Genomic DNA, 12,244 nt, shown 5'->3' on the forward strand with positions numbered 1-12,244 from the left:
TCACCATGTCCGTTCAAGTCCTTGCCGTTTCCCCGAACACCCTGCGCACGCGGCTGCACCCCCTGGCCCTGGCTGCCATGCTGCTGGCTGGCGCCGGCCTGCAGGCCCAGGCAATCGCCCAGGCCGTGCCGGCAGTCGCCAGCTATGCCATCCCCGCCGGTCCGCTGGCCGGTGCCTTGAACCGCTATGCCCAGCAGTCAGGGGTATCCATCGTCATCGACGCGGCCAAGGTGCAGGGTTTGACCAGCGCAGGCCTGCAAGGCAGCTACGCCATCGAGGACGGTTTCGCCGTGCTGCTGCGCGGCAGCGGCTACGCCATCGGCAAGACGGCCACCGGCTATGTGCTGGTGGCCGCGCCGGCGTCCGCACCCACGGCGGCGGCAAGTACCGCCTCGGCGGCCGAGCGCACCATGCCCTCGATTACCATCGTTGGCCAGGCCGAACAAGGCGCCACCACGGAAGGCAGCGGCTCCTACACGGCGCGCAGAATCACCCTCGGCAAGGGCGAGCAATCGATGAAGGACATGCCGCAATCGGTCAGCGTGCTGACGCGCCAGCGCCTGGACGACCAGGGCATCACGGACTTGCGTGTAGCCGTCAACAACGTCACCGGCGTGGTGGGCGTGCATGGCGTGGGCCCGGGCGTGGTGATCACGGCGCGCGGCTTCCAGATCGATCAATGGCAGTACGATGGCGTGCCAATCGACCGCAACACCTATGCGCTGGGTAACTGGGGTCAGGAAAACATGGTCATCTACGACCGCCTGGAAGTGCTGCGCGGCGCCTCCGGCATGCTGGTCGGCACGGGCAGCCCCGGTGGTTCCGTCAGCCTGGTACGCAAGCGTCCGACCGCCGCGCGCAGTGTCAGCATGACGGCGCGCGCCGGCTCGTGGGACCATTATGGCGCCCAGCTCGACGTCAGCAGCCCCTTGAACGCGGACGCCAGCCTGCGCGGGCGCGTTATTGTCGATGAAGACGATACCCATTCCTTCGTCGACCAGGTGTGGAGCAAGAACCGCACCCTGTATGCGGCACTCGACTATGACCTGGGACCGGCCACCACCCTGGGCCTGGCCATCAGCAACGTCAATGACCACGGCCGCCCCACCTTCATCGGCCTGCCCCGCTATGCGGACGGCAGCGCGCTGAACCTGCCCCGCTCCACCTTCACGGGTGCCGACTGGAACCGCAGCGAGGCCAGGCAAACCAACGTTTACCTCGACCTGGAACACCACTTCAACAGCCAGTGGAGCCTGAAGGCATCGGCCGTGAACATGAAGGAAAACACCAGTTCCGTGCACCAGCGTGTGGCCATGCCCATCAATCCCGACGGCAGCGGCGCGCGCTATGGCGACTTTGGCATGGATTTCGACAACCGCAAGCGCGGCATCGATGCTTTCGTACGCGGAAAATTCGACAGCCTGGGCGTGGCGCAGGAAGTCCTCGTGGGCGCCAGCTATGTCACGCTGGCGTCGGACGACGTCTATGCCCGCGCCTGGGAATCCGGTGCGGACGTCTTCAACATCAGACACAACCGCCCATGGCAAGATATCGACAGCATCGACAGCATCGCCGCGCGCGGCGTGCGTCCCGTCAGCACTTACGAAGTACGCCAGAAAGGTCTGTATGGCAGCTGGAACGGCCAGTTGACCGGCAAGCTGAAAACCGTGCTGGGTGGACGCTTCAGCTGGTACGACTTCCTGTATGCGACGCCCGAAGGTCCCGAAGAACAACTCAACGCCACCGCCAAGTTCACGCCGTCGGCGGCACTGATCTACGCGCTCGATCCGCAATGGTCGGCCTACGCCAGCTATGCCGACATCTTCACGCCGCAAAGTATCCGCGATGCGCAAGACAAGGTTCTCAAGCCCATCACGGGCAGCAACTACGAGGCGGGCATCAAGGGTGAGCTGATGGATGGCAAGGTCAACACCTCGCTGGCCGTGTTCCGCTACGACCACAAGAACCGTGCCGTCACCGACTATGATGGGGGCATGGTGTGCCCCGACGGGTACTGCTCGCGTGCCTCGGGCAAGGTGCGCAGCCAGGGCCTGGAAGCGGAAGTGTCGGGCGAAGTGGCGCGCGGCTTGCAGCTGTCGGCCGGCTACGCCTATACGACGACGACCTATCTGAACGACCCGGACAATCAGGGCAAGGTCTTTTCCACCTGGACGCCGAAACACATGCTGCGTGTTTGGTCCAGCTATACCCTGCCCGGCGCCTGGGACAAGTTCAGCGTGGGCGCTGGCGCCAACCTGCAAAGCCATACGGTCGATACCGGGTACAAGTTCAAGGTTGCCGGCTTCTCGATCTGGAATGCACGCCTGGCCTGGCAAGCCACGCCGCAGGTGGCCCTGTCGGTCAACGTCAACAACGCCTTCGACAAGCGCTACATCATCCCGGCCTACAACACCACCGGGTCGAATAACTACTATGGCGACCCGCGCAACGTGCAGTTCACGCTGAAGTACACACCGAAGTGGTAGGCTGACACCTTGCGGTGACGGAACAGGCGGGCCGGCATTCAGCCGTGCCCGCCTTTTTTTCGTTTTTTTTCGTTCAGTGCTAGGCTTGCATTCAAGAAACCATTCACAAAAAACCATGCCCCTATCGCTTCCCCTGTCCAGCGTGCCGCTGGCCCTGGCCCTGTACGCCAGTCCCGCCCTGGCCTTCGACGGCGACTATCAAACCAAGACGCCGTATGCGCCGCAGCAGGACCCGGCCACGTATGCCGCGCCCCCGGCCGGCTTCCAGCCCATCTACACGCAACTGGTGGCGCGCCACGGTGCGCGCGGGCTGACGGGCATGAAGGGCGACGCGGCCTTGTACGCGATGTGGCAGCAGGCCGCCGCGCAGGATGCCTTGACGCCCCTGGGGCGCGAACTGGGCCCCGATATCCTGGCCCTGATGCAGGCCAACGCCCTGCTTGGCTATGGCGTGACCGGCATTGAGCGGCCTGGCTACGGCAATCTGTCGCAGACGGGCATCGAGGAACACCGGCAACTGGCCGTACGCATGCTGGCGCGCCTGCCCATCCTGTTTGCGCAAGTGGGGCAAGACGCCGCGACGGCGCCACGCCAGCTCGTCACCATCCATTCCGGCGTGGACCGCGCGCGCGATAGCGCACGCTTTTTCACGCAGTCGCTGCTCGAACACGCGCCCGCGCTGGCGCCCTTGTTGTACCTGCCGCCAGCGCCGGCGCCGTATCCGCAGGGACGCGCGCCCGTGCTGCAGCCTGATGGCGTCAACCGCTTCCTGCTGTACGCGCACAAGCTGGCGCCGCAGACGGATTTTGTCGCCGATCGCGCCACCACGTATTTCGCCGCCTACGGCACCAGCCAGGCTTACCAGCACTACATCAGGACCAAGCGGCTGGACACCCTGATAGCCCCCCCCGCCAGGCAGCCGGCAGCCGCCAAGCATGCGCGCCAGGTGCTGGAGCGCTTGTTCACGCCCGCCTTCCTCGCGCAGTTTAACGGCGGTGCCACCAGCTATGCAGATACGGGCAGCTACACGTTCACCAGCGCGGACGGCAAACTCACGCGCACCCTGAAGGGCAGCGGCAAGACGGCCATCCGCAGCGTGAATGCGGCCGCCACGACGCTGTATGAGCTGTACGCCATCGCCGCCGGCATGCGCCACGAGGTGAAGGCCGATTTCAGCCGCTACATGCCGGCCGACGATGCGCGCTATTACGCCTCGGTGGCCGACCACGAGGATTTTTACAAGAAGGGGCCGTCCACCACGGACAGTGCCGGCGTCACCTGGCGCTTCGCCGTGGCGCTGCGCGAGGATTTTTTCCGGGAAGTCGATGCGCTGGCCGCAGGCGACCTGCGCCACGCGGCCAAGCTGCGCTTCACGCATGCCGAGATGATCATCCCGCTCGCTTCGGCCATGGGCTTGCAGCAGCCGCTGCCGGCTTCGGCCAGCTATGGTTATGACAATCATCCATGGCGCGGCCAGACCGTCTCGCCGCTGGCGGCCAACATGCAATGGGACGTGTACCGCAATGGCGATGGTCAACTCATCGTGCGCCTGCTGTACAACGAAAAGGAAACGCCCTTCCAGGCATCGTGCGACAGCGCCCGCATCGCGCCGGGCAGCGTCTTCTATGACTACACGGAGCTGAAAGCCTGTTACGGCCACGCGGCGGCGCAATAAAAAAGCCGCCAGCTGGACAGCTGGCGGCTTGTGGGGCACTCACACGGGGAGCGCGTTTACTCGTTTATTGCCAGGCTTCCTTGCCTGCCCTCGGCTTGCCCACCATCAACAGCGCGCCCAGGGTCAGCACGGCTGCCAGCGACAGGTAATAGCCCACGTATTGCAAGCCATGATTGGTGGCCAGCCAGGTGGCGATGTACGGCGCCAGCGAGGCGCCCAGAATGCCCGCCAGGTTGAAGGTCAGCGAGGCGCCCGTGTAACGCACTTCGGGCGGGAACAGCTCGGACAACATGGTGCCCAGCGGTCCGTAGGTCATGCCCATCAGGCCCAGGCCGACAGCCATGAAGAGCGTCACTTCCCACGTCACGCCGGAACCGAACATCGGGGCCAGCACCAGGCCGAAGATGGCGATGGCGACGGAAACCCAGATCATGGTGGCACGGCGGCCGCGGCGGTCGGCCAGCACGGCCGAAAACGGAATCGTCAGGGCAAAGAACAGCACGGCGAACAGCTGCACGATGAGGAATTCCTTGCGCGTGAAGCCCAGCTTGGTCGTACCCCAGCTCAGCGCGAACACCGTCATCAGGTAGAACAGCACGAAGGTGGCCAGGGCGATGATGGTGCCCAGGAACAGCATGCGGCCATGCTGACGGAACACGGTGGCGACGGGCAGTTTGACGACCTCGTTCTTGTCGATGACTTTCTGGAAGTCCGGCGTTTCCGTGATCTTCAGACGCACGTACAGGCCGACGATGACCAGCAGCGCGCTGGCCAGGAAGGGGATGCGCCAGCCATAGCTGAAGAATTGCTCATCGGTCATGGTTTCGCTCAGCAGCAGGAAGATGCCGCCCGACAGGAAGAAACCGATTGGCGCCCCCAGCTGCGGGAACATACCGTACCAGGCGCGTTTGCCCGGTGGCGCGTTTTCCGTGGCCAGCAGCACCGCGCCGCCCCACTCGCCGCCCAAACCCAGGCCCTGGCCGAAACGGCACAGCGCCAGCAGTAATGGTGCCAGCGTGCCGATGGCGGCGTAGGTCGGCAGCAAGCCGATGATGACGGTGGAAATGCCCATGGTCAGCAAGGCTGCGACGAGGGTGGCCTTGCGGCCGATGCGGTCGCCGAAATGGCCGAACACGGCCGAACCGATGGGGCGGGCGAAGAAGGCGATGGCGAACGTGGCCAGCGACTGCAGCACGGCGGCCGACGGATCGCCGGCAGGGAAGAACAGTTTCGGGAACACCAGCACGGCGGCGGTGGCGTAGATATAAAAGTCAAAGAACTCGATGGTGGTGCCGATCAGGCTGGCGAACAGCACCGTGCCGGGGGAATTTTTCTTGGGGGGGGTGCTCATTTACTGCGCTCCTTGGGGAGGGTGTCTAAAGGCCATTCTCTGGATGTTTTTTCAGGCAGCAGCACAGCACGTTGTCTAGGCGCGTTGTTGGCATATCATAGCCGTGCGCGCCAGCGTTTGCCGCGCATTTGCTATTAAATTTGCAAACAAAAAACAACGGTTTTTGTTGCCGTAGCGAACTACCGGCAACGCGCGCTAACGCGCTGTGATCAGTACTGATGTAGAGAAACAACGGTCGTGCGCCATCCGGTTACCCGGGGCACGGCAGGAAAGGCGTCAGGGGATGGGCGACGTGTATCAGGCCCGGCGTATCGCCAGGCATTCCGTACCAGACCCGCGCGTCGGCATCGCGGCATCGGTCATTTGTGGTGAATCCTTGCCTGCGGCCCCTCCGGGTGGAGCAGGCCGGCGATCATCGCGCTGCATCACTAAGGATGCGGTTGATCTTGCTGTAAGCGGCTTATCATACGCGCAGTGGTGCAGTGCGGCAAGATAATGTAAGCCCGTTAGGCCTCGATCAGGGCAAACGCCTTGCCGATCTCCGCGCTGTCGAGCGGGCGTACGAGGCGCACCACTTCCTGGCCGTCCTTGAGAAAGATCAAGGTCGGCCACAGTTTCACCCGGAATGAACGCCCCAGCGCGCGGCCGGGCCCGTCTTCCACGCGCAGGTGCAGCACCTCGGGGTGTTGCGCAAATGCGGCGGCCAGCGGCGCCTGGGTGGCGCGGCAGTGGCCGCACCAGCCCGTGCCAAATTCCAGCAGGGCCGGCCCCGCCAAGGCGTCGATCTCGGCACGCGTGGGTTGCGCTACAGAATAAGTGTCGCTCAGCATGGTATCTCCTTGAGTCAAAATAAAAGCCCGCAAGGCGATTGTGCGCCATGCGGGCTTGCTGTGCTGTGCGCCAGGGCGCTTTACACGATCTTGACCCGCAGTTCGCCCAGGCCGTCGATGGCGCCCACCAGCGCGTCGCCGCGCTGCACGGCCGCCACGCCGGCCGGCGTGCCCGTGTAGATCAGGTCGCCTGGCTGCAGGGTGAAGTAGGTCGACAGGTCGGCGATGGTTTCGGCCACGTTCCAGATCAGCATGTCGATGCTGCTGCCTTGACGCAGTTCACCATTCACGTGCAGGGTGATGGCGGCATGGCTGACGTCGCCCGCCTGCGCGGCCGGGGTGATAGAACCGATGGGTGCCGAGTGCTCGAACGCCTTGCCCGTCTCCCAAGGACGGCCCTGCTTTTTCGCTGCGCCCTGCACATCGCGGCGCGTCATGTCCAGGCCTATCGCATAACCCCATACATGGCTCAGTGCATCGGCCACGCCGATATCGCTGCCGCCCTTGCCGATGGCCACCACCAGTTCCATCTCGTGCTGGAAATCCTGCGTTTGCGCCGGGTACGGCAGCTCGCCCGTCGTGCCCGCTGGCACGGGCAGCACGGCGTCGTTTGGTTTCATGAAGAAAAACGGCGCCTCGCGGCCCGTGTGGCCCATTTCCTTGGCGTGGTCGACATAGTTGCGGCCCACGCAATAGATGCGGTGGACAGGGAAAGTATCGACGCTGCCGGTGACGGGAACGCTGGGCTGGATGGCTGCGGGAATAACATACGGCATGAGGACTCCTGATCGGCACGATAAAAAGGCGGTGATGAAAAAGGGGACACCGCAGTGTCCCCCATTTTACGGCAACGTTACTTCAGCAGGCCAGAGCGGCTCGGGTCAGGCATGCGGATGGCAACGATGAAGGAAATCAGGCACATGATGGTCACGTACCAATAGAAATACTCTTCCACGTGCCAGGCCTTGAACTGCAGCGCCACGTATTCGGCCGAACCGCCGAACATGGCGTTGGCAACCGCATACGAGAGGCCCACGCCCAGCGCGCGCACTTCGACAGGGAACATCTCCGCCTTGATCAAGCCGCTGATCGACGTGTAGAAACTGATGATGGCCAGCGCGATGATGATCAGGCCGAACGCCGCGTACGGGCTGCTGATGTCTTTCAAGGCATGCATGATGGGCAACACGCACAGGGTGGCCAGGCCGCCGAAGAACAGCATCGAGGTGCGGCGGCCGATGCGATCGGACAGGGCGCCGAACACCGGTTGCAGAATCATGTACACCAGCAAGGCGCAGGTCATGACGGCGCTGGCCGTCTTGGTATCCATGCCGGCCGTGTTGACCAGGTATTTCTGCATGTAGGTGGTAAATGTGTAGAACACCAGCGAGCCGCCGGCCGTAAAGCCCAGCACGGTGATGAAGGCGCGCTTGTGCTTGAGCAAGCCGCGCAGGCTGCCCGCGTCTTTATCCTTGCGCTCGCTGGCGGTGGTCGTTTCCGTCAGGGATTTACGCAGGTTCAGCGACACCAGGGCCGCCAGGGCGCCGAAGACGAACGGGATGCGCCAGCCCCAGGCACGCAATTCTTCCAGGGTCAGCAATTGCTGCAAGACCACCAGCACCAGCAGCGCCAGCAGCTGCCCGCCGATCAGGGTCACGTACTGGAACGAGGCGAAGAAGCCGCGCTTGCCCGACTCCGACACTTCACTCATGTAAGTGGCGCTGGTACCGTATTCGCCGCCCACGGACAGGCCCTGGAACAGCCGCGCCACGAGCAGCAGGAACGGGGCGAAGGCGCCGATGGTGTCATAGGTCGGCATGACGGCGATCATCAGCGAGCCGCCGCACATCATCAGCACGGAAATCATCATCGACTGGCGGCGGCCGTATTTGTCGGCGATGCGGCCGAACAGCCAGCCGCCCACGGGACGCATGAGGAAGCCGGCGGCAAAGATGCCGGCCGTCTGCAGCAGCTGCGTGGTGGGGTTACCGGAAGGGAAGAAGGCGTGCGAGAAATACAGCGCGCAGAACGAGTAAATGTAGAAGTCGAACCATTCGACCAGGTTACCGGAGGAAGCGCCAATGATGGCCTTGATGCGCTGCTGGGAAGTCAGCTGCGCAACGTCATGCGGAGTATCGTGGGATGTCATATCAATCTTCTTGTTCGTGTAAAAAAGCCAACGCCAGCCTGGTTGCCCGGACTGGTTTTGCATCATACGCCCTTGATCAGGGTCAAAAAGGTGCCCGGCATACGCGTTAATACGTACTGCCGGCAAATTTTTTCGCCGGCGGACGCACAGGATCTAGACGCGTTCCAGCACCAGCGCAATACCCTGCCCTACGCCGATGCACATGGTGCAAAGCGCATAGCGTCCACCCGTGCGGTGTAGCTGGTTGACGGCCGTCATCGCCAGGCGCGCACCGGACGCGCCCAGCGGATGGCCCAGGGCAATGGCGCCGCCGTTCGGGTTGACGCGTGGGTCGTCGTCGCGCAAGCCCAGCTGGCGCAGCACGGCCAGGCCCTGCGCGGCAAACGCTTCGTTCAGTTCGATGACGTCGAAGTCGGCCAGGCTCAAGCCCGTCATGGCCAGCACTTTCAGGGTGGCGGGCGCGGGGCCGATGCCCATGATGCGCGGCGCCACGCCGGCCGTCGCCATGGCCACGACGCGCGCGCGCGGCGTCAAGCCAAAGCGGGCCGCGTTCGCCTCGTCGGCCAGCAGCAGCGCCGCCGCGCCATCGTTGACGCCGGACGCGTTGCCGGCAGTAATCGTGCCGTCCGCGCGCACGACGGGTTTCAATTTGGCCAGGGTATCGACGGTGGTGGCGCGCGGATGCTCGTCGCGGGAGACAACGATGGGGTCGCCCTTCTTTTGCGCGATGCTGACGGGGCAGATTTCGCTGTCGAACACGCCCGCCTGCTGCGCCGCCAGCGCTTTCACCTGGCTGGCCAGGGCGAACGCATCCTGGTCAGCGCGGCTGATGCCAAACTCGACGGCCACGTTTTCCGCCGTTTCCGGCATCGAATCGACGCCATACTGGGCCTTCATCAAGGGGTTGATGAAGCGCCAGCCGATGGTCGTGTCTTCCATTTTCATGCCGCGCGAAAAAGCGCTGTCCGCCTTGCCCATGACAAACGGTGCGCGGCTCATGCTTTCCACGCCGCCGGCGATCAGCAAGCCCGCTTCGCCGCTCTTGATGAAGCGTGCCGCGCTGCCGATGGCGTCCAGGCCCGAACCGCACAAACGGTTCAGGGTGGCGCCCGGCACGCTGTCGGGCAAGCCGGCCAGCAAGGCGGCCATGCGCGCCACGTTGCGGTTGTCCTCGCCAGCCTGGTTGGCGCAGCCGTACAGCACGTCGGTGACGGCCGTCCAGTCCACGTTCGGGTTGCGCGCCATCAAGGCACGGATGGGCACGGCGCCCAGGTCGTCGGCGCGCACGCCGGCGAGTCCACCGCCATAGCGGCCGAATGGGGTGCGCTGCGCGTCGCAGATATAAGCGTGGGTCATGTTCTTTCCTCCAAGAAAGTGTATCGAGTGTAGATGGTGAATTAGCGGGCGTCCCTCAGCGGCACGGCCGTCAAGGCTTGCAGCTGCGCAAAGCTCAAGCCATCGACCAGCTCGACGACGGCGGCGCCGGCGTGGGACAGGTCAATCACGGCCAGGTCGCTGTAGATGCGGCTGACGCAGGCTATGCCCGTCAGCGGATACGAGCACGCCTGCACCAGCTTGCTTTCACCCGTCTTGGTCAGCAAATCCATCATGACCCAGGTCTTTTTCGCGCCGATGGCCAGGTCCATGGCCCCGCCCACGGCGGGAATGGCATCTCGGTCACCCGTGTGCCAGTTGGCCAGGTCGCCCGCGGCAGAGACTTGAAAAGCGCCCAGTACGCAGATGTCCAAGTGGCCACCGCGCATCATGGCGAAGCTGTCGGCATGGTGGAAATAACTGCCGCCCGCCAGCAGGGTGACAGGCTGTTTGCCCGCGTTGATCAGGTCATAGTCTTCCTCTCCCGGCGCGGGTGCCGGGCCCATGCCGATCACGCCGTTTTCGCTGTGCAGGATGATGTCCGCGCCAGCCGGCAAGTGATTCGCCACCAGGGTCGGCAAGCCGATGCCCAGGTTCACCACGGCACCCTCATGGATGTCGGCCGCCACGCGGGCCGCCATTTGATCTCGATTCCATTTATTCATTGTGATATTCCTCAGGCAGCTTTGAAGCCGGCAGGGCCGGTGGCCGTGCGCGGCACTTGCACGATGCGCTGCACGAACAGGCCCGGCGTGATGACGTGCTCGGGATCGATGCTGCCCAGTTCGGCAACCTCGTGCACGGAGGCAATGCTCACTTTCGCGGCCATGGCCATGACGGGGCCGAAGTTGCGCGCCGTCTTGCGGTAGGTCAGATTGCCCCAGCGGTCGCCCTGCTCCGCCTTGATCAGCGCGAAATCGGCGTGGATGGGCGACTCGAATACATACATGCGCCCGTCGATCTCGCGCGTTTCCTTGCCCTTGGCCAGATCCGTGCCATAGCCCGTGGGGGTGAAGAAGCCGCCAATGCCGGCGCCGGCGGCGCGGATACGCTCGGCAAGGTTGCCCTGGGGCACCAGTTCCAGTTCCAGCTTGCCCGCGCGGTACAGCGCGTCAAAGACGTGGGAATCGGCCTGGCGGGGGAAGGAGCAGATGATCTTGCGCACCTGCCCGTTTTTCAGCAGGGCGGCCAGGCCCGTATCGCCATTGCCCGCGTTGTTGTTGACGATGACGAGGTCGCGCGCGCCCTGGGCGATCAAGCCGTCGATCAGCTCGGCCGGCTGGCCAGCGCCGCCGAAGCCGCCAATCATGACGGTGGCGCCATCGTGGATATCGGCCAGCGCCTCAAGGACGCTGGAACGCAGTTTGTCGATCATTGCTGTCTCCTACAAATCAAACACATCATCAATTTGTTCGTATAGAGAACAAATATTCGTATTTAGAACTTATTCGTGAGAATATGCCTGATCGGTGCGCTTGTCAATTTGCCGTTTTCACCAGCGCCATGGCTATAATTGCCACCTTGACCCATTGGAATTGCCATGACCGCACGCAGCAGCACGCCCGTTTCAGCCGAAGAACTCCCCGATGCCGACGGCGCGCCGCGTCCCGGCGACAGCTATGTGCAATCGTTTGCGCGGGGCCTGGCCGTGCTGCGCAGCTTTGGCGCCGACGCGCCGCGACAGACCCTGAGCGAAGTGGCGGAGCGGGCGCAGCTGACGCGCGCGGGCGCGCGGCGCATCCTGCACACCTTGCTGCATCTCGGTTATGTGGAAGCGGATGGACGGCTGTTCCGCCTGACGCCCAAGGTGCTCGACCTCGGCTACGCCTATCTGTCGTCCTTGCCCGTCTGGACACAGGCGCAGCCGCTGCTGGAAGAGCTGATGCACACCGTGCGCCAGTCGTGCTCGGCCACCGTGCTCGACGGCGACGACATCGTCTATGTCGTGCGCCTGTCCGCGCACCGCACCATGTCGATCAACCTGGGCATCGGCAGCCGATTGCCCGCGTACTGCACCTCGATGGGCAGGGTGTTGCTGTCGGGCTTGCCGCCCGAGGTGTTGCGCGAACGGCTGTCGACAATGGCGCTGCTGAAGATCGCGCCGGCGACCAAGGTCGATATCGACGTCCTGATGGAGGAAATTGCGCAAGTGCGGCGCCAGGGCTGGTGCCTGGTGCAGGAAGAACTGGAGCAGGGCTTGATCGCCCTGGCCGCGCCCGTGTTCGACCGGGCCGGCAAGGTGGTGGCGGCGATCAACGTCAGCGGCCAGACGGCGGGGCCGTCCGTGGCGCATCTGCTGGAACACAGCTTGCCGAAACTGCTCGATACGGCAAGCCGGGTCAGCGCCCTGGTGCGGGTGCAGCAGTAAGTATTGCTGCT

At 64.0% G+C, this 12,244-nt stretch carries 10 protein-coding genes; 3 read left to right on the top strand and 7 right to left on the bottom strand.

Translation table 11 applies throughout. The annotated features are described in order from the left end of the window. Window positions 1-5 precede the first annotated feature (5 nt). A complete protein-coding gene (locus tag ACQ4WZ_RS15795) occupies window positions 6-2,486 on the top strand; it encodes a TonB-dependent siderophore receptor (protein WP_436573935.1) in 2,481 nt (826 codons plus the stop codon). A 115-nt stretch (window positions 2,487-2,601) separates the two neighbouring features. Continuing rightward, entirely contained in the window at window positions 2,602-4,161 is a 1,560-nt protein-coding gene (locus ACQ4WZ_RS15800) for a histidine-type phosphatase (protein WP_436573936.1), read from the top strand. Window positions 4,162-4,225: 64 nt separating this feature from the next. On the opposite strand, the gene ACQ4WZ_RS15805 is transcribed toward ACQ4WZ_RS15800, so the two are convergent. From ACQ4WZ_RS15805 to ACQ4WZ_RS15835, 7 genes are all read right to left on the bottom strand, one after another. Then, a complete protein-coding gene (locus ACQ4WZ_RS15805; RefSeq protein ID WP_101482716.1) occupies window positions 4,226-5,512 on the bottom strand; it encodes an MFS transporter in 1,287 nt (428 codons plus the stop codon). A 506-nt stretch (window positions 5,513-6,018) separates the two neighbouring features. Further along, a complete protein-coding gene (locus ACQ4WZ_RS15810; RefSeq protein ID WP_436573937.1) occupies window positions 6,019-6,342 on the bottom strand; it encodes a thioredoxin family protein in 324 nt (107 codons plus the stop codon). Between the two features lie 80 nt (window positions 6,343-6,422). Continuing rightward, window positions 6,423-7,118: a fumarylacetoacetate hydrolase family protein gene (locus ACQ4WZ_RS15815; protein WP_101482718.1), complete on the bottom strand. Its 696-nt coding sequence runs from the start codon at window positions 7,116-7,118 to the stop codon at window positions 6,423-6,425. Window positions 7,119-7,195: 77 nt separating this feature from the next. Further along, window positions 7,196-8,491, bottom strand: a complete 1,296-nt coding sequence (locus ACQ4WZ_RS15820; protein WP_101484721.1) for an MFS family transporter — start codon at window positions 8,489-8,491, stop codon at window positions 7,196-7,198. A gap of 153 nt (window positions 8,492-8,644) precedes the next feature. Further along, complete coding sequence (pcaF, locus tag ACQ4WZ_RS15825) at window positions 8,645-9,847, bottom strand: 3-oxoadipyl-CoA thiolase (protein ID WP_436573938.1); 1,203 nt, start codon at window positions 9,845-9,847, stop codon at window positions 8,645-8,647. 41 nt (window positions 9,848-9,888) lie between these two features. Then, the gene (locus tag ACQ4WZ_RS15830; protein ID WP_436573939.1) at window positions 9,889-10,530 is read right to left on the bottom strand and encodes a 3-oxoacid CoA-transferase subunit B; all 642 of its coding nucleotides are present in this window, start codon (window positions 10,528-10,530) and stop codon (window positions 9,889-9,891) included. Window positions 10,531-10,541: 11 nt separating this feature from the next. After that, window positions 10,542-11,240 carry a 3-oxoacid CoA-transferase subunit A gene (locus ACQ4WZ_RS15835; protein WP_101482721.1) on the bottom strand — a complete coding sequence of 233 codons (699 nt, stop codon included), beginning with the start codon at window positions 11,238-11,240 and terminating at the stop codon, window positions 10,542-10,544. A gap of 165 nt (window positions 11,241-11,405) precedes the next feature. Between ACQ4WZ_RS15835 and ACQ4WZ_RS15840 the strand changes: the two genes are divergently transcribed. Beyond that, window positions 11,406-12,233, top strand: a complete 828-nt coding sequence (locus ACQ4WZ_RS15840; protein ID WP_436573940.1) for an IclR family transcriptional regulator domain-containing protein — start codon at window positions 11,406-11,408, stop codon at window positions 12,231-12,233. Window positions 12,234-12,244: the final 11 nt, after the last annotated feature.

This window comes from Janthinobacterium darwini (assembly GCF_051380905.1).
GTDB lineage: Bacteria > Pseudomonadota > Gammaproteobacteria > Burkholderiales > Burkholderiaceae_D > Janthinobacterium.